Annotated in this window: 12 protein-coding genes and 5 pseudogenes; 7 read left to right on the forward strand and 10 right to left on the reverse strand. The window is 68.8% G+C overall.

The window, feature by feature from the left end; genetic code table 11:
* The first annotated feature begins 136 nt into the window (after positions 1-136).
* On the forward strand, positions 137-865 hold the full coding sequence (locus ACIOHP_RS46920; RefSeq protein ID WP_401897526.1) for a TetR family transcriptional regulator C-terminal domain-containing protein: 729 nt from the start codon (positions 137-139) through the stop codon (positions 863-865).
* Between the two features lie 148 nt (positions 866-1,013).
* On the opposite strand, the gene ACIOHP_RS46925 is transcribed toward ACIOHP_RS46920, so the two are convergent.
* Both ACIOHP_RS46925 and ACIOHP_RS46930 read right to left on the reverse strand, forming a co-directional pair.
* Complete coding sequence (locus tag ACIOHP_RS46925) at positions 1,014-2,255, reverse strand: FAD-dependent monooxygenase (RefSeq protein WP_401897528.1); 1,242 nt, start codon at positions 2,253-2,255, stop codon at positions 1,014-1,016.
* A gap of 249 nt (positions 2,256-2,504) precedes the next feature.
* A complete protein-coding gene (locus tag ACIOHP_RS46930) occupies positions 2,505-3,521 on the reverse strand; it encodes an NAD(P)/FAD-dependent oxidoreductase (RefSeq protein WP_401897530.1) in 1,017 nt (338 codons plus the stop codon).
* Between the two features lie 302 nt (positions 3,522-3,823).
* Here ACIOHP_RS46930 and ACIOHP_RS46935 point away from each other — a divergent pair.
* A pseudogene (locus ACIOHP_RS46935) lies at positions 3,824-4,096 on the forward strand (hypothetical protein); the annotation flags it as partial.
* Here ACIOHP_RS46935 and ACIOHP_RS46940 read toward each other — a convergent pair.
* Positions 4,085-4,438 (reverse strand): annotated as a pseudogene (locus ACIOHP_RS46940) (TetR/AcrR family transcriptional regulator); the annotation flags it as partial. The pseudogenes ACIOHP_RS46935 and ACIOHP_RS46940 overlap by 12 nt on opposite strands.
* A 335-nt stretch (positions 4,439-4,773) precedes the next feature.
* Between ACIOHP_RS46940 and ACIOHP_RS46945 the strand changes: the two are divergent.
* Both ACIOHP_RS46945 and ACIOHP_RS46950 read left to right on the forward strand, forming a co-directional pair.
* Positions 4,774-6,273, forward strand: a complete 1,500-nt coding sequence (locus tag ACIOHP_RS46945; RefSeq protein ID WP_401897532.1) for an MFS transporter — start codon at positions 4,774-4,776, stop codon at positions 6,271-6,273.
* A 232-nt stretch (positions 6,274-6,505) separates the two neighbouring features.
* Positions 6,506-7,651 carry an L-dopachrome tautomerase-related protein gene (locus tag ACIOHP_RS46950; protein ID WP_401897534.1) on the forward strand — a complete coding sequence of 382 codons (1,146 nt, stop codon included), beginning with the start codon at positions 6,506-6,508 and terminating at the stop codon, positions 7,649-7,651.
* A gap of 264 nt (positions 7,652-7,915) precedes the next feature.
* Here the strand turns inward: ACIOHP_RS46950 and ACIOHP_RS46955 are convergent.
* Positions 7,916-8,008, reverse strand: a pseudogene (locus tag ACIOHP_RS46955) (helix-turn-helix domain-containing protein); the annotation flags it as partial.
* Positions 8,009-8,169: 161 nt separating this feature from the next.
* On the opposite strand from ACIOHP_RS46955, the gene ACIOHP_RS46960 reads away from it, so the two are divergent.
* Both ACIOHP_RS46960 and ACIOHP_RS46965 read left to right on the forward strand, forming a co-directional pair.
* Positions 8,170-8,964 (forward strand): maleylpyruvate isomerase family mycothiol-dependent enzyme, encoded by a 795-nt coding sequence (locus ACIOHP_RS46960; RefSeq protein WP_401897535.1) that lies wholly within the window; start codon positions 8,170-8,172, stop codon positions 8,962-8,964.
* A gap of 160 nt (positions 8,965-9,124) precedes the next feature.
* Positions 9,125-10,050 (forward strand): annotated as a pseudogene (locus ACIOHP_RS46965) (transposase); the annotation flags it as partial.
* Positions 10,051-10,416: 366 nt separating this feature from the next.
* Here ACIOHP_RS46965 and ACIOHP_RS46970 read toward each other — a convergent pair.
* The 4 genes from ACIOHP_RS46970 to ACIOHP_RS46985 are packed head-to-tail and all read right to left on the reverse strand — an operon-like array spanning position 10,417 to position 15,359.
* A complete protein-coding gene (locus ACIOHP_RS46970; RefSeq protein ID WP_401897554.1) occupies positions 10,417-11,874 on the reverse strand; it encodes an ATP-binding protein in 1,458 nt (485 codons plus the stop codon).
* 11 nt (positions 11,875-11,885) lie between these two features.
* The gene (locus ACIOHP_RS46975) at positions 11,886-13,604 is read right to left on the reverse strand and encodes an FAD-dependent oxidoreductase (RefSeq protein ID WP_401897537.1); all 1,719 of its coding nucleotides are present in this window, start codon (positions 13,602-13,604) and stop codon (positions 11,886-11,888) included.
* Entirely contained in the window at positions 13,592-14,509 is a 918-nt protein-coding gene (locus ACIOHP_RS46980; RefSeq protein WP_401897538.1) for an alpha/beta fold hydrolase, read from the reverse strand. Before ACIOHP_RS46980 ends, ACIOHP_RS46975 begins: the two co-directional genes overlap by 13 nt.
* Before the next feature lie 34 nt (positions 14,510-14,543).
* Entirely contained in the window at positions 14,544-15,359 is an 816-nt protein-coding gene (locus ACIOHP_RS46985) for an oxidoreductase (protein WP_401897540.1), read from the reverse strand.
* 203 nt (positions 15,360-15,562) lie between these two features.
* On the opposite strand from ACIOHP_RS46985, the gene ACIOHP_RS46990 reads away from it, so the two are divergent.
* On the forward strand, positions 15,563-16,186 hold the full coding sequence (locus ACIOHP_RS46990; RefSeq protein ID WP_401897542.1) for a TetR/AcrR family transcriptional regulator: 624 nt from the start codon (positions 15,563-15,565) through the stop codon (positions 16,184-16,186).
* Positions 16,187-16,777: 591 nt separating this feature from the next.
* Here the strand turns inward: ACIOHP_RS46990 and ACIOHP_RS46995 are convergent.
* Both ACIOHP_RS46995 and ACIOHP_RS47000 read right to left on the reverse strand, forming a co-directional pair.
* The gene (locus ACIOHP_RS46995; protein WP_401897544.1) at positions 16,778-17,596 is read right to left on the reverse strand and encodes an SAM-dependent methyltransferase; all 819 of its coding nucleotides are present in this window, start codon (positions 17,594-17,596) and stop codon (positions 16,778-16,780) included.
* A 321-nt stretch (positions 17,597-17,917) separates the two neighbouring features.
* Positions 17,918-18,085 (reverse strand): annotated as a pseudogene (locus ACIOHP_RS47000) (RNA-guided endonuclease TnpB family protein); the annotation flags it as partial.

Genomic DNA, 18,085 nt, shown 5'->3' on the forward strand with positions numbered 1-18,085 from the left:
GCACGCCCGGACCAAGCCTGTTCGGTGAGCTCAGGATGGTTGTGGACTGAACGGTAAGGAACCTAGGCGGTTCTGTACTGGGTTGTCAAGAAGGGCGGGTCGGCTCCACCTTCGGTGCATAGCGAGACCACGAAGCTTGTTCGACGGCAAGCACGGCGTGCTGCTCCAGGCCATGGCCGGCTACTTCGCCCGGCCGGCACAGGGTCCGCGGAAGATGCTCGCCGGACCGGACGAAGGCGCCCTGGAACGACTGCACGCCCACTTGCTCCGCGCCGTCCACGGAGTGCCACTCGCCCCCGACCGGACGGCCGCAGCCTGCTTCGCCGCCAAAATGGCCCTGGAGATCGGCGCCTCCGACCCCGAGGTGAAATGCCTGGCCAACGACTGCTTCTCCGTAGTCCGCACAGCGGTGGCCGAGTGTGTGCGAGCGGCCCAGCGCAACGGCGACCCCGACGCCGACCCCGACGACCTCGCGTACCTTCTGCTGATCATCATCCGCGGGAGCGATGTCGTAGGCGCCTACGACATCGCTCCCGCGGATGACCTCGATCACGGAAAGCGCGTTCGCACTCCTGCCCCGCCCGCGCCACCCCTGACAAGGACACAACTGGTCTCGCCGCGCAGGCACCTGATGCCGTGGCGGCGATTCCACGACCAAGCCGCGGCGCCGATGACCCGCCTCGCCAACCGCGTCGTGCGCTCTGAACCCGCCCTGGGCCCGCTGCAGCTGCACCGCCTCGACCGCAAGACCGGGATCGCGTGCAGCAGGTGCGGCACCCGCAGTCAGACCACGGTAGTTGCCACCCTCGACGCAGACTGGACCAGGCTCGTCGACCGCGGCTGCTACAACGCGTGGAGCAAGTAGCTCGGACGAACCCCGATGCAGCGGATAACAGCCTGCTCTCCGGTACATGCCTCTCCCGGCCATCGCCACAACCTGCGTCCGAGCATTCGTCGACGAAATTGCGGGCCCAGACGACCTCGTTCTCCCGCTCGTATTCGAGGAACTCCACTCACGCTGCAGCGGCGGCGATATCCAGACTTTTCATCCGCGCACTCTTGGTCCTCGTCTTGGCGAGCAGTCGGCCGGCGATCGGCAGCCGGCCGAGGCGGATCATGACGGACCGCAGCAGCAACTCGGCGCGGTTGCCTGGGGTGAGGAAACCGCGCATGCTCATACCGCTGCCGAGGTGGTAGTCGATGAACGGCCGCAGTTGGTCCTCCCAGTCCTGCAGCGCTCGTGGCACGTCGTGCGGGTGGCGTTCCAGCATGGTGCCCAGCAGGTCCGCCCCGGCCAGGCCGGCGGATGCTCCCATGCCGGAGTAGAGGGTCAGGCACCACGCGGCGTCGCCGACGAGCACGACTCGGCCGCGGTGCCAGTGGTCGAGGTGCACCTGCTCCGCGGAGTCGAACAGGTGGTCCGGGGCCTTCTCGAACTGGTCGAGCAGCCAACCGAGCGTGGAGCCGGTGGGCTCGGCGCCGTAGGCGGCGCGCAGCGAGTCGATGGCCGGCCGGGTGAACTCGGCGTCCACGTCGTCGGTGCGGTAGGAGAACAGCACCGACGGCGGACGGTTGGCGAACGGGAACACCCACACCGATCGGCCCGCCTCGGCCATGATCAGCCCGTCCTGTGGGCGGTAGCCGGGTATCGGCTCGTGCAGGCTGTACACGGCGATCATGTAGTTCAGCCGACGGATCGGGCTCTGATCGGGCTCGAACGCAAGCCGGCGCACCGTCGAGCGCAGTCCGTCTGCCCCGACCACCAGGTCGAACCGTTCGACGGTCGTCGTCTCCATGGTCAGGTCGCGGATCTCGACATCCACCCCGTCGAGGTACTGATCCAGCGCGATCGGCACGGTCGAGTACCGGATCTCGACCTCGTCGGGCAGGGCGGTGAAGGCCGCGTCTTCGATGTCGCCCCGCACCACCAGTCGAGACCCGGGGAACACATCGGCGTAGCCCAAACCGCGTCGGCGCCGGCCCGTGCGATCGACGTCGTAGCTCACGCTTTCCGGAGCGACGCGATTCGACACCGCATCGGCGAAGCCCAGCCGTTCGGCGGCGGCGAGCCCGGTCCCGAACAAGGCGAGGAAGTATCCGCCGCGGCGCCGCTCGGGGGCCTTCTCCAGCAACACCACGTCCCAGCCCGCGCGATGCAGTCGCAGCGCGGAGGCGATCCCGCTGATCCCGAGGCCGACCACCAGGGCCCGCTGTCGCGATGTCGTGTTCTCGTCTATGGGATTGCGCTCCGACATTGCCGTGTCCTTCATCTGGTGGGGGGTGGGTCGGCCGTTCAGGAAGCCGAGGATGTGGAGTCGTCGAGGCGGGCGAGGAGGTCGAGAAGGAGGCGTTGACCTCGGTGGGACGCTCCTGCTGCTTGCTTGCCGGGCATGGCTGAGAACCGTCTGGAAACTGATCAGCTTCCGGACGGGAAAACAGGTCGGTTTCCTCGCCGGCGAAGGTGGGGCGAGCGGATGACGGGCTGAGATCTCAGGGCTTCGAGATCATCGTGTGGCCGCTTCGGGGCTTGCCTCGGCGATGGCGTGGAGGGCCGCGTCGGTGTCCGCGGTGGCCAGCGTGCTGTTGATGTCGGCACCGGCGAGTGCGCCAGCCGCTGCGGAGGCACCGACCTGGGCGACCAGATCGGTGACGTTGCCGGCCACCCACACTCCCGGCACCTCGGTGGCGCCGGCCGTGCCGGAGGCGAAACCGCGGCCCTTCGGCAGGTCCCGCACCGGCAGGCCCAGACCTTCCAGGCCCTGGGTGCGGGCCTGCATCGGCGCGGCGACCGCGACGACGCGGCGGGCCACGACCTGGCCGTCGGCCAGGCGCACCCCGGCGAGGGCACCGTCCTCGTCGTTGACGACCTCGGTGACCGGGGTGTCGATGACGCGGATGCCGCGGGCGGCGAAGCGGGCGCGGCTGTCCTCGTCCAGGTCGGTGCCGTGGGTGAAGTAGGTCAGGTCCTCGGTCAGCTGACGGAACAGATAGGCGTGGCCGATGGAGGCCGGGCCGGTGGCGAGGATGCCGATGGGCTCGTCGCGCACTTCCCAGCCATGGCAGTACGGGCAGTGCACCACACTGTGCCCCCAGTGCTCGGCGAGCCCGGGCACCTGTGGCAGCACATCCGTGAGGCCGGTGGCGATCAGGATGCGGCGGGCGGTGATGCTGCGGCCGTCGGCCAGGGTGACGGTAAACCGCAGGTCCCCGTCCGCCGACGGGGCGGCGGACTCGGCCGAGACCACCTCGCCGAACACGATGCGTCCGCCGTACTGGCGCACCTGCTCCCGGCCCCGGCGAAGGATCTCGGACGGCGGGGTGCCGTCCAGGGCCAGCAGGCCGTGCACGGCCTCGGCGGGGGCGTTGCGCGGGGAGCCGCTGTCGATCACGACGACCGAGCGGCGGGAGCGGGCGAGGATCAGTGCACCGTTCAGCCCTGCGGCACCCCCGCCGATCACCACCGCGTCGACGGTCCCCTCGGCCAGTGCGTCGCTCGCGTACGGAGGAGTCGCCACAGCCATGGCCTCCTGCCTTTCCTTACCAGTCATGGTTCCGTCAGCCCTTCGAGTTCCGGGTGGTTGCAGAGGGGTCAGTTGTTCAGAAAGCCGAGGATGTGGTCGGCGGCCGTCTTGGGCTGTTCGAGGTGCAGGAAGTGCCCTGCGCCGGGTTATGGCCCCGTACAGCTCGAGCGACGGGACGGTGAGGCGCCAGGCGTGCACGCAGCCTGTCCGGTGAGCTCAGGACGGTTGTGTACTGAATAGTCAGAAACCTAGGCGGTTCTGTACTGAGTTGTCAAGTGCGGTCGACCTAAGGCCGCATCTTTCTGAGCTGGAAGGATGCATGCCATGCCGAAGAAGGTGATCCCGGGCTGAGGGCCCGAGCCGTCCGGCTGGTGCTATAGCACCGTGCCGAGTACCCGACCAAATACCGCAGCGGTGCTGACGGTGCCCAAGCAGGTCGGGGTAGGCAGAAGTAGTTGTGGCGCTGGGGCGCTCAGGCCGAGATTGAGGGTGGCGAGGCACCCGGGGTCACGATCGAGGAGAACGAGGAGATCCGCCGACTGCGTGAGGACGTGGCGATCCTCAAGGCGGCTACAAAAACAGGCTGCGGCCGTCCGGTAGGGGGCGGGGCGTACGTCGGCGGCGAGTGGCACCCCGTGGACGGCGCGGAGCAAGTAGGCGTGCAGTCGTTCCAGGGCACCCTCGTCCGGTCCGGCGAGCACCTTCCGCGGACCCTGCGCCAGCCGAGCGAAGTAGCCGGCCATCGCCTGGAGCAGCACGCCGTGCTTGCCGTCGAACGCGGCGTAGAGGCTGCCGCGGCCCAGGCCAGTGGCGGCGCTGATGTCGTCGACGCTCGTGCCGTTGTAGCCCGAGGTGCGGAACTGCCGCTCGGCGGCATGCAGGACGCGGTCGGGGTCAAAGCTTCGCGGTCTGGCCATGCGCCGAAGGTGAAGCCGTCCCGCCCTTCTTGACACCCCAGTACAGAACCGCCTAGGTTCCTTACCGTTCAGTCCATAACCATCCTGAGCTCAGTGGACAGGGTGCGTGCACGCCCGGCGCGATGACTGGCCGGCGCCGGCATCAACAGGATGTTGGCCACCACGGACACCGACACAGCCTCCAGAGGATGGCCGAGGGAAGCCCGAAAGCGGCCACACGATGATCTTGAAGTCCTGAGATCTCAGCACGTCATCCGCTCGCCTCACCTTCGTCGGTGAGGAAACCGATCAGATTCCAGACGGCTTTCCGTCATGCCGAGCAAGCAAGGAAAAAGATGAGTACCAGCATCGACCGCGGGGCGCCCGCCTCCGGAAAGACAGACTCGGGCCTTCGCGGCTCACATGCCGTGCGCTGGTGGGTGCTGGTCGTCATCGGCGTGGCACAGCTCATGGTCATGCTCGATGCCACCGTCGTGAACATCGCGCTGCCCGAGGCGCAGCAAGCCCTCGGCTTCAGTGACGGCAGCCGGCAGTGGGTCATCACGGGGTACGCGCTGGCGTTCGGCAGCCTGCTGCTGCTCGGCGGCCGACTCGGTGACCTGTTGGGCCGACGCACCCTCTTCGTGGTCGGCTTGGCAGGATTCGGGGCTGCGTCCGTCGTCGGCGGCTCTGCCGGCAGCTTCGAGATATTCGTCGCGGCACGTGTGGCCCAGGGCCTCTTCGCCGCGGTGCTCGCGCCCGCGGCACTCTCACTGCTCAGTGTGACCTTCACCGAACCGTCTGAAAGGGCGAAGGCCTTCGGTATCTTCAGTGCGTTGGGCGGTGCGGGCGGAGCGATCGGGCTGCTGCTCGGCGGGATGCTCACCGAATGGGCGTCGTGGCGCTGGGTGATGTACGTGAACGTCGCCTTCGCGGTACCCGCCCTGATCGGTGCATTGCTGCTGCTGGCCAAGCCCGTGATCACCAAGAAGCCCAAACTCGATATTCCGGGCATCATCGTGGTGAGCGCGGCGCTGTTCGCCGTCGTCTACGGGTTCGCGCACGTCGAATCCACCAGTTGGACCGACCCGGTCGCCCTCGGATCCATGATCGTCGGCGCGGTGCTGCTCGTGGTGTTCGTCTGGCTGGAGTCCAGGGTCGCCCATCCGCTGCTGCCGCTGCGCCTCGTACTGGACCGGACCCGCGGTGGTTCGTTCATGGCGGTGTTCGTCCTAGGCATGGGGATGTTCTCGATCTTCCTGTTCCTGACCTACTACTTCGCGGCCAGCCTCGGCTACTCGCCGATCAAGACCGGTCTGGCGTTCCTGCCGATGGTCGCGGGCGTCGTCGCTTCGTCGACCACGATGCCTTCGCTGGTGCTGCCCAGGGTCGGCCCGAAGATCGTCGTCAGCGCCGGCTTCCTGGTCGCCGCAGCCGGTATGGCCCTGTTGACCCGGCTCGAGCTGGACAGCACCTACGCCACCCACATCATGCCCGGCCTGATCCTGCTGGGTCTCGGCATCGGCGCGGTGATGAGCACCGCAATCCAGGGGGCGACCTCAGGCATTCACCACGAGGACACGGGCGTCGCCTCGGCGCTGATCAACACCGGTCAGCAAATCGGCGGCTCCATCAGCACGGCGCTACTGACCACCATTGCCTCGTCAGCCGCGACCGACTACCTGACTTCGCACAAGCCCAGCGCGCTGGCCGCGGCGCAGGCCGGGGTCGAGGGCTACACGGCCACCCTGGCATGGGGCTCCGGGTTCTTCGTGGTCGGTGCGGTGATCGCGGCATTCCTGATTCCGAACCGGGCTCTGGAGCCGTCCGAGGGCGAGCCCGTGATGGCCCACTGAGCCTGGATCCACCCCACAGATGCCCTGCCACCTGCGATGACTGTTGTTCTCAGGACACGAACCAGCACAGGAAAGCAGGGCATCTCCAGGGTTCCACCGCGACCGTCTCGCCCCACGAATCCACGACAGGGCCTTTACCGCGATGGACCTCACCACCCGCCACCCGCGCACCAGAGAACTGCTGTCCACGGCGAAGTCCATGGTGCAACCAGACCCAACAGGAGGCACTCGCATGAAACGACGTACATTCCTCGGCGCGACCACCGCGTCGCTGGCCGCCACCCAACTCGCAGGGCCCGCCCACGCCACCAGTTCAACCGCCGAGCGGTACACGGTCGTCGCCCGCTTCTGGGGCTCGATGCCGACGGGTGTCACCGTCTCACGCCACAGCCGTATCTTCGTCAACTTCCCCCGCTGGGGCGACGACGTCCCGTTCACCGTCGCCGAACTGCGGCAAGGGAAACCGGTGGCGTACCCCAACGCCGAGGTGAACCGCGAGGACGCCTCCGACCTGGCAGGGCACTTCCAGTCGGTGCAGAGCGTCGTCGTCGACCCGGCCGACCGGCTGTGGATCCTCGACACCGGAAACCCGCTGTTCGCCGGGTCCTCCTACGGCGGCCCGAAGCTCGTGGCGGTCGACCTGCGCACCGACCGGATCGTACGGAAGATCCTCTTCCCGCCCGAGGTGGTGCCGTCGAACAGCTACCCCAACGACGTGCGCTTCGACCTGCGGCGCGGCGCCGAGGGCATGGCGTTCATCACCGACTCGGGCGGCTCGAACGGCGTGATCGTGGTCGACCTCGCCACAGGCCGCTCCTGGCGGCGACTGACCGGGCAGTCCTCAGTGCTCCCCGACAAGCAGTTCCTTCCCATCATCGAGGGCGAACCCCTCATGATCCGCCCCGCGGGCAGCGAACCCATGCACTACGAGACCGGCTCCGACGGCATCGCCCTCAGCGCCGACGGCAAGCGGCTCTACTACTCCCCCCTGTCCAGCCGCCGACTGCACAGCGTGGCCACCGACGCCCTCGCCGCCCCCGACGCCACCGACGCCGAGGTGGCGGCGACGGTCGAGGACCACGGGTTCAAGCCGATGGCCGACGGCTTGGAGAGCGACGACAAGGGACGGCTCTACGGCGGCGACCTGGAACACAACTCCATCTGGCGCAGGAACCCGGACGGCACCTACCGCACCCTCGCCCAGGGCACCGACCTCATCTGGGTCGACACCCTTTCGGTCGCCTCGGACCGGCATCTGTACGCCACCGCCAACCAGCTCAACCGGATGTCGCTCTTCCACGAGGGCGAGGATCTGCGCCGCAAGCCCTATGTCCTGGTCCGCCTGCCGATCGACGCCGGACCGGTCAGGCTCGTGTGACCTCTCCGGCCCGCGTCACGTGACTGCCCGGTCGCTGTCCCTGTCCGAACCGGCCGCGCACACCCCGCTCGTCCACGCCTTCGGCTGCTTCCACTCGCGCTACTACACGATGCGGTACGACACCCCCGACGCAACCGCGCTCGCCCACCGGGTCGCCAGAACCATGCCGAACGGCGAACCGGTCCACCAGCACGCCGGCCGAGGGCTCGACCACGGGGCCTGGGTGCCGCTGATGGCCACGTACCCGTGGCCGAGGAGGGTGTGGCGGACACAGCCGAACGTGCGCGACAACTCAGCCGCCTGCCCGTTCGTGGGGTAAAAGCGGTACTTGAACGCCCGCTTGACCTGCCGCGTCACGCCTCACGCCGTATCAACTTCCTTGAGAGCAGCGGGTGTCGTCCGGTGGACGGCGCACGCCGGTCCGCCCTGGCGGCGAACCGGCTTTCCCTGCCCTGCTCCGCAGGAGCTTCGTTTCCTCCCCGGCCTGAAGGCCGGGGTATCCACGAAGGACAGACCCGATGACCGAAGCCACAGACCGAATCATCGACGCCCTCCGCAGCGGACACAACCACCTCACCGCCGTGGTGCAGAGACTCACCGCCGCCGATCTCACCCGCCCGTCCGGCGCGTCGGAGTGGGACGTCTCCCAGGTGCTCAGCCATCTGGGCAGCGGCGCCGAAATAGGCCTGGCCACACTGGAGGGCGCGACGGACGGTACGGGTGCCCCCGACGGCGACTTCAACAAGTCGGTGTGGGCCCGCTGGGACGCGATGACCCCAGCCGAGCGCGCCGAAGGCTTCGTCGCCGCCAACCAGGCGCTGGTCGAACGCTACGAGGGCCTCGACGCGGGGGCCCGCAGCGACCTCCGGATCGACCTCGGCTTCCTGCCCGCGCCGGTGGACGTCGCGACTGCGGCAGGGCTCCGGCTCAGCGAGCTCGCCCACCACTCGTGGGACGTCGAGGTGGCCTTCGACCCGTCGACGACCCTGGCGTCCGCTGCGACCGGGCCGCTTCTCGACCAGGCCGGCATGATGCTGGGCTTCCTCGGCAAGGCGGACGCCCTGGAGAACGGCCCCGTCGCCATCGCGGTGCACACCACCGCACCCGAGCGCACCTTCGGTCTCTCGGTCGGCGAGACGGTCGCGCTCACCGGCGAACCCGAGAACGCCGACGCCGTGCTGACGGCTCCCGCCGAGTGGTGGCTGCGACTCGTCGCCGGTCGGCACGCCCCCGCCCACACCCCGCCCTCCGTGACCCTCACCGGCGACACCGTCACCCTCGACGACCTGCGCAGGGTCTTCCCCGGCTTCTGAGCCCGGCGGCGAGGCAACGGGCACGGGAACACGCCCTGGCCCGCGTGTTTCGCTCGGGGACGTGTCCGGATCATGAGCGGCACAGCGAAAGTGCCTTCCGACCTGGGACGACAGGGCTGTCCAAGGCTTCTGCCGTCTCGCGGGGGAAGGCACTTTCCACGTGCACACCACCGGGTCACGTCCGCGAATTCTCGTCTCGGCCGACGGTCGCGGGATGGTCGGCCATGCCGGATCCCGCCTGCCGGCCGATCTGGCCGAAGTCACCGGGCTGACCAGCGCCTTCACCAGCGCGTTGCGTCGGCTGCGGCCGCGCGGCACGGGGCACGCCCCCGGCCGGGTGACGGTCGACCTGGCCGTGACGCCGACGGCGGCGAGACCATCACTGACCTCGCTGTCCTGTGTGGCCAACGCGATGTGTTCGGCCCGGTCGCCTCCACACCCACCGCCTGGCGCTTCGCGCCGACATCGGCCCTCCCCCACTGGCCGCCCTGCGAGAAGCCCGGGCCACCGCACGCGAAATCTCGCCTGACTGCAAGCCGCCGACACCCGCGACGGCGTACCAGCGTCCCGCGCGGCCGGGCGCGACCTGCCCTGCCTGGTCCTGGACCTCGACGCCACCCTGGTCACCTGCCACTCCGAGAAGGAGCAGGCAGCCGCCTACAAGCGCGGCTTCGGCTACCACCCGCTGCGGTGCTTCCTGCACCACATCCGGGCCCTGCCCGACCGGGTCTGGCACCCGGCCCTGGAATAGGACGGATCCCTGCGCGACGGAGCAGAGGCCGCCGAGCTGACCGGCATGATCGACCTCACCGGCTACCCCGACGGCACCCGCGTCATCGTGCGGCGTGAGAGCACCTGGCCTTTCTCACCGACACCCCGGTCACGGGTGGGGAACCGCGCGACGCCTGGAGGCCCGCTACCGCGTGGAGGAGCGCATCCGCCTGCTCGTCTGGACCCAGACCCTGCTGCTGGACGGCGAGTTGGCCACCGCCGAGCCGAAGAGGCTCCGCCTGCCTCCGGATCTCCGCTACCTGGCGTTGGCGACACGAGCTGACCAGCGCATTCACCCGCCTCGCAGCCTGTCCCGGCCAGCCACCTGACCGCAGCACTGTCCCTGCCCTTCCGCGACCCGAGGAGCCCATGCCCGCCCCTCGATTCGACCAGCAACCCAAATGGCGGCAGTCGGCTTCGCTGGTTTCGATCCCGTACAGGGCTGTCGCGACCACGGGGCGCTCACGTCTTCACGGAGGTTCGCCAGGAGCTCACAAGCGTCGTCCTCGTGCGGGGTCCCTGTAGGAAGCGTGATAGTTGACGTGGAACACCGTGTCCTTCGCGGTGACCGTGTACCCGGGGCGACGGACACGGGGCCAGCCCAGCACACCGGCGAGACGGGTCAGCGACTCGTCCCTGCCCCGCAGGGCGGGACGCTGGGGTCGATGCCGGTGCCCTTGGTCATGAGGGCTCCTGGTCCGGGTCGGGGACGGTATCGGGCTCGGTTGCGGTGAGGGGGAGCAGCACCTGGAAGCGGGTGTCGCCGGGTACGGACTCGACTTTCAGGTCACCGTGGTGCTTGTTGACGACGATCCGCCAGGAGATGTCGAGCCCCAGCCCCGTGCCCTCGCCCACCGGTTTGGTGGTGAAGAACGGGTCGAAGATCCGGCCGCGGATCTCGGCCGGCACTCCCGGGCCCGTGTCGCGGAACTCCACCAGCAGCCGGTCGTGCACCAGAGCGGTGCGTACGGTCAGCGTCCCTTCGCCGCCCGCGCCCTTGATGGCGGAGACGGCGTTGTCGATCAGGTTGGTCCACACCTGGTTCAGCTCGGCCGGGTAGGCCGGAATCCTCGGCACCGAACGGTCGTACTCCTTCACGACCTTGACCTGGGGACCGATCTTGCCCGACAGCATCAGCAGCGTGCTGTCGAGGAGTTCGTGGACATCGGCGACCTGGTAGGGGGCCCGGTCCAGCTGCGAGTACTGCTTGGCGGCGTCGACGAGGTGCGAGATACGGGTGGTGGAGTCCTCGATCTCGGACATCAACAGCTCGGTTTCGACCGTGTAGTTGAGCCATCCGATGGCACTCGGCAGGATCTCCTCCTGGTCGCATGCCGCGGCGATCTGCTCCAGCCAGTCGACGTCGAGACCGCCCTGCACGAAGGTCGGCGCGATCTGCCAGCCGTTCTGGACACCGTGGTCGTCGAGCCAGTCGGCGAGTTCGTCCTCCCGGTCGGACGCCTCGAGCGGACTCAGTGCCGGCGCCTTGGAGACCCGCTCGGCCGTACGCTCCTGGAGGTCGACCAGGGCCTTCAGGGCGTCGCCGTGGTAGGGGCCCGAGGCGATGACACCGAGCTTGTTGCGCATGTGCGCGACCCGGTCCCTGAGCGCCGAGGTGGCCCGTACGGCCGCCGCGGCCGGGTTGTTGAGCTCATGGGTGAGACCCGCTGACAACGAGCCCAGCGCCAGCAGCCGTTCGCGCTGCCCGACGGCCCGCTGAAAGGTCTGCGAACCGAGGGCGAGCCCCTCCAAGAGATGGACCGCCATCGGAAACCATTCGTGGATGAAGTTCGCGAACGATTCGGCGGGCAGGACGAAGAACCGCGTCGGCGCCGGCACCCGCACCGAGTTCATGTACCGCTGCGGTTTTCCGTCCCCGAGGTACGCCATCACGGCCCCCGCGTACACCCCTGGCTGGGACGTGCGGCTCACCTCGATGTCGTCGTCGCCGACCCGGCGCGACATGACGACCGTGCCCTCGATCATCACGTAGAAGTCGGTCGCCGGGTCGCCTTCGGCGAACACCCACCCAGGGTCGAACAGTTCGACCCGTCCCTCGCTGCACAGCCTGCCGATCTGCTCGGCGTTCAGCTTCTCGAAGAGGAACAGCGAACTGATCTCCGCCGCGCTGCACGGCATCGGCCGCCCGCTCACGACTGCTCCAGATACCGGTGGACGAGCATCACGGCCATGGCTCCCTCTCCGACGGCGGACGCGACCCGCTTCGCGGACTCCGCGCGCGCGTCCCCGGCGACGAACACGCCGGGGATGTTGGTCTCCAGGTGGTACGGCGGCCGGTTCAGCTCCCAATCCGCCGGTGGCCGCCCGTCGGCGGTCAGATCGGGCCCGGCGAGGATGAACCCGCGCTCGTCCCGCAACACCGTACCCTCCAGCCAGCCGGTCAGCGGGGCCGCGCCGATGAACACGAACAGCCACTGCGCGTCGACCAGTTCGGTCTGACCACTCGTCGTGTCGCGCAACGTCAGCTGTTCCAGGTCGTTGTCGCCGTGCGCGGCCTCGACGACCGTGTGGGCCCGTACGAAGATGTTCGGCGACTCGGCGATCTGTTGGATCAGATAGTGCGACATCGACGCGGTGAGGTCCGCTCCGCGCACCAGCAGGGTGACCGACTTGGCGCCCCGGGACAGGTACATCGCCGCCTGCCCGGCCGAGTTGGCGCCGCCGACGATGTACACGTCGTGGCCCTGGCAGGCGGCGGCCTCGGTGAGCGCGGACCCGTAGAACACCCCGCGGCCCGACAGCTCGTCGGCACCCGGCGCCTCCAGCTGCCGGTAGGACACACCGGTCGCCAGGATCACGCTGTGCGCCGCGATCGCCGACCCGTCCGCGAACCGTACGAGCCGCGCCGCCCCGCTGCTCTCCAGACCGGTCACCTCCCGTGCGGAGAGGATCTCGGCGCCGAACTTTGTGGCCTGGCGTCGCGCCCGGTCGGTGAGCTGGCCGCCGGACACCCCGTCCGGGAAGCCCAGATAGTTCTCGATCCGCGAACTCTGCCCGGCCTGCCCGCCGGTCGCAGACCGCTCCACGAGCACCGTACGCAGGCCCTCCGAGGCCCCGTACACGGCCGCGCCCAGCCCGGCCGGCCCGCCGCCGATGACGACCAGGTCGTAGAAGTCGGCCGTGGGTGTCGTCGCAAGCCCCACGTGCGCGGCCAGTTCGGGCACCTCCGGCTCGACGAGCGCCGTACCGTCCGCCGTGATCACCACCGGCAGCCGCTGCCCGTCCTGCCCGCAGGCCGCGAGAAGCCGCTGCCCCTCGGGCTCCTCGGTGGAGTACCAGCGGTACGGCACCTGGTTGCGGGCCAGGAACTCCCGTACGTCCGACGAGCGGGCCGACCAGCGGTGCCCGACGACCTTGGTGCTCGGCACCGGCCGGAAGTCACTGCACCGCCAGGCCTCCAGCAGGTTGTCGAGCACCGGGTAGAGCTTCTCCTCCGGCGGGTCCCACGGCTTGAGGAGGTAGTGGTCGAGGTCGACGACGTTGATCGCGTCGATCGCCGCGTCCGAGTCCGCGTACGCGGTCAGCAGCACGCGCCGGGCGCCCGGATAGACGTCCATGGCCTGTTCGAGGAACTCGATGCCGTTCATCTGCGGCATCCGGTAGTCGGCCAGGATCACCGCGACCAGATCACCGCGCAGCTTCAGCTCGCGCAGCGCCTCCAGCGCGGACTCGCCGGACTCCGCGCGCACGATCCGGTACGACTTGCCGTAGCGCCGTCGCAGGTCCCGGGCGACGGCACGGGACACCCCGGGATCGTCGTCCACGGTCAGGATGACGGTCCGCGCAGCGTCCGGGGCCTGTGCCGTACGTTCCCCATTCCGAGGGATGTGATCCGCTACTTGGCCCATGCCGCGATCCGTTCCGCGATCGCCTCGGGGGCCTCGATGTGCAGGAAGTGACCGACGTCGGGGACGATCTCCATCGCGTGCGGGGCGGCGAAGCGATGTCGGTCGTCGACCTTCGGGGGGAGGAAGCAGCCGTCGTCGGCACCGTAAAGCTGCAGCAGGGGCACCTCGATCGGATGAGACAGGCGGCGCGTCGCCCCGATCATGCTGGGTCGCATCATCGCCCGGTAGTACTTCAGAGGCGCGGGCATGCTCGCCCGCAGGTGCTCGTGCAGCTCCGCCTGCAGAGCTGGATCGAGCGAGAAGCCGGGCGACCACTGACGCCAGAGGCGGTCGATGAAGGCGAGATCGCGGGCGCCGGCTATCCAGCCGCTTCCCGGCAGTTGAAAGAGCCCCATGTACCAGATCCGGCGTAGCTGAGCGAGGCGCGGCCGGCTCAGGAACGTGATGGGGTGGGGGACTGCGAGCGTGACCGCGCGCTCGATCCGCTCCGGCGCGGTGACGACGGCATCGTAGGTGATCAGGGCGCCCCAGTCGTGGCCGACCAACTCCACGGGTCGCCCGGGAGACCAGCGGTCGATCAGCGCGAGCACGTCGCCGGTGAGGGATGCGAAGTCGAACGGTCCCGCGGTCGGGGACGGCGCGTAACCGCGAAGCCAGGGTGCGACGACGCGACGTCCTTGGCGGGCGAGCTCGGCGAGGAAGGGCTTCGCAGTCGGCGGGTGGTCCGGGAAGCCGTGCAGGACGACCGTCGGTTGACCATCGGGGTCACCACCCTGCAGCGCGTGAAAGGTGCCGTGTGGCAGGTCGAAGGTGACGTGTTCGAATTCCATGGGTGTCAGCCATTTTCCAGGAGCGGTCGGACGAGAGAGGCTGATGCTGGCTTCAGTGTCTCTGGTTTTGGACATGTGCGTCTTTTCGGGCGCCGGGTGTAGTGCGGGGTCAGCCGGCCAGTCGGTTGAGCTTGCGGATTTGTTGGTCGAAGGCGCGCGAGGGCACGATCCGGCGCAGGAGGCTGACGCGTTGGGCCATCGGGCCGGCGGTGTACCGGAGCTTGGGCTTGGAATCGGTGGCGGCCGCGACGATCACCTTCGCGACAACGGCCGGGGCGTCGGCGTTGCGCACGGCCGTGGCCAGCACGTCTCGGGAGACCTCCCGCTGTGCGGCGTAGATCGGCAGGGGCGAGTCGGGTGCCATGCTGCTCGCCTCGAAGCTCGTGCTTGTGTAGGCCGGCTCGACCAGCAGCATCCGCACGCCGTACTCGCGAAGTTCGTGGTCGACGGACTCGGAGTAGCCCTCGACCGCATGCTTGGTGGCGGCGTAGACGGCCATGAAGGGGGCTGGGATCAGACCCAGTACCGAGGAAACGTTGATCACGCGGCCACTGCGCTGGGCGCGCATGTGGGGCAGCACTGCGTTGGTCATCCGCATCAGACCGAAGACGTTGATGTCGAAGACCTCCATGGCCTGGTTGATGGAGCTCTCCTCGCCGGCGCCGACCGCGCCCACGCCTGCGTTGTTGACCAGGACGTCGATCCGGCCGAACCGATCGATCACCTCCCCGACCAGGGAGCGGACCGACTCGTCGCTGGCCACGTCGAGATCGAGGAACGTCACCCCGGCGATCGGCTTGGCGTTCGCCGCGTTGCGACTCGTGCCGACCACCGCGAAGCCGGCGCCCACGAGGGCGAGCGCAGCCGCCCGCCCGATCCCGGAGGAGGCACCCGTCACGAGGGCCACTGGGGAAGCTGTCTGCATGGTGGTTCCTTCGGTTGTGGACATGACTTCGTCGTGCCCTGTGTGGGGTCGCCTGTGCTCAGGTCGACACGGTCGCACCGGTCCTGCAAGCCCGGACGAAGCCTGTCCGGTGAGCTCAGGATGGTTGTGGACTGAACAGTAAGGAACCTAGGCGGTTCTGTACTGACTTGTCAAGAAGGGTGGGTCGGCTTTACCTTCTATGTATGGCGAGACCACGAAGCTTTGACCCCGACCACGTCCTGCATGCCGCCGAGCGACAGTTCCGCACCTCGGGCTACAACGGCACGAGCGTCGACGACATCAGCGCCGCCACCGGCCTGGGCCGCGGCAGCCTCTACGCCGCGTTCGACGGCAAACACGGCGTGCTACTGCAGGCGATGACCGGCTACTTCGCCCGGCTGGCACAGGGTCCGCGGAAGATGCTCGCCGGACCGGACGAGGGCGCCCTGGAACGACTGCACGCCTACTTGCTCCGCGCCGTCCACGGGGTGCCCCTCGCCGCCGACGTACCCCCCGCCCCCGACCGGACGGCGGCGGCCTGCTTCGCCGCCAAGATGGCCCTGGAGATCGGCGCCTCCGACCCCGAGGTGAAACGCCTGGCCAACGACTGCTTCTCCGTGGTCCGGACAGCGGTGGCCGAGTGTGTGCGAGCGGCGCAGCGCAACGGTGACATCGACCCCGACGCGGATCCCGACGACCTCGCGTACCTTCTGCTGACCGTCATCCGCGGGAGCGATGTCGTAGGCGCGTACGGCCACAGTCCCGACCGCCTGACCTCGATCGCGGAAAGCGCGTTCGCACTCCTGCCCCGCCCCCGCCACCACTGAGAAGGGCGCGGCCGACCTCATTGCACCGGCATCTGCTGCGGTCGGCCCACTTCGACGCCGCGGATGCACGGCCTGTAGCGTCACGCGCCGCCGTGACCTCGTGTGTGGGCGCGTGCTGCGGTGTTCCGGGGATATGCGGGGTGGGCACTGCTCGGCGCTTCGGACGTGAGGCGGTTCCATGAGTTTCTGCCCAAAATGAGGGCCAGGGCCCGCTTGGCGACCGTCTGATCAGGGCCGGTGCCGCGTTCGAAAGCAGCGCGAAGATCACCGAGGTCGCCGTATTCGCCGTAGCGCGAGCAGTTCTGTACCACGCTCGGTCACGTCAGCGGTGACAAGGTGAAAGCTCTCGCCGAACCGGCGCTGTCTGCGCGAAGACGCCGGAGCAAGAAGAAGACCGGCCTCTTGCGGTGAACCCGTGCCGGCCGCCCGCGCTCCGGTGCGGCCTCCACCCCCTGCCACCGCGCCATACGGCCCCTCCCGGCAGCGGCAATCCCGTGGGGCAGAAGGCTCACCCGGCGCTACGAGGTTCACGGCACCGATCCGCTGCATCACCCCGAGGAGATCGGGCTGACCGCGTTCGGAACTACGCGTCTAGGCCTTCCGGGCCAGCCCGGCCGCGATGAGATGTTCCCAGACGGTGAGTTCTCTTCCCTGGCCGATGTCCCTGGTGCTGTCGGTGTCATCGGGGCGCCACAGGGACGCGGGAACGATCCCCGGGTCGAGGATCTCCAGGCCGTCCAGCAGGGAGGCGATCTCCGCGTCGGTGCGCCACCGTCCGCGGCCGAACGTCTGCTGGAGGACCGCCTCAGCCTCCGCAGTCTCCGGGTTGTCGCCTGAGCGGAAGTGGCTGATGAAGAAGTAGCTTCCCGAGGGGACGTGCTCGCGCCAGTAGCGGACGATGCCCGCCGGGTCCTCGTCGTCGTTGACGTGGTGGAGGATGGCGCTGAGGATGACGGCCACGGGTCGAGTGAAGTCGATGAGTTCGGCGGTATCCGGGTGGGTGCGGATTGCTTCGGGGTCACGCACGTCGCCCGGGACGACGCGGGTGCGTTCGTTCTTTTCCAGCAGTGCCCTGCCGTGGACCAGGACTTGGGGATCGTTGTCGACGTAGACCACATGGGACTCGGGGGCGTGGCGTTGCGCGACTTCGTGGACGTTGTCCGCCGTCGGCAGGCCGCTGCCCAGGTCGACGAACTGCCGGATGCCGGTGGTCCTCGCGATCTCTCTGACCGCCCGGGTCAGGGCCGCGCGGTTGGCAAAGGCAATGGCCACCGAGCCGGGCAGGTCGCGTCTGAACACGTCGCCGATCTCACGGTCCACGGCGTAGTTGTCCTTGCCGCCCAGCAGGTAGTCGTAGACGCGGGCGATGCTGGGCCTGGTCGGGTCGATGGAGGTGCCTTCGTACGTCATGGCGGTCATTCTTTCCAACAACAGCGCCTACGCGCCCCCGATTTGACGTCTTTCAGCTGTTCAAGGCAGTCCGAGACCGGGGACACCGAGTGCAGGCGCAAACGCGTTGACTCAACGACGGGCTCATTGATCCGTGGGCGCCGGCCTCAGCCGTGTTGAAGGCCGGATGGCCAGCCCGCCCTGGCAGGAAGCACCTGCCGTTCGAGTTGCCGACCTGGAACCCCTGCGACGTCATGGGCGCGGCAGGCTGCCGCAACCGGCTTTGCAGGGCAGCCTCTTGGCCCATCGGCATCCAGCGAGCGGCTTGACTTCCTCCTCCGCCTAAAGGCGGGGGATTCCAGCGGTCGCCCGCTGGGGTTCCTGCTTCAGCGACGACTGCCCCGTCCGGGAGGATTCCCGTTGAGGTCTTACACCGTCTCCACAGGCAGACGCCGCCAGCCCGGCGGCCAGGATGTTGCGCGCCGCGTTGATGTCGCGGTCATGCACCGC

It is taken from the genome of Streptomyces sp. NPDC087859, assembly GCF_044742595.1.
Lineage (GTDB): Bacteria > Actinomycetota > Actinomycetes > Streptomycetales > Streptomycetaceae > Streptomyces > Streptomyces canus_F.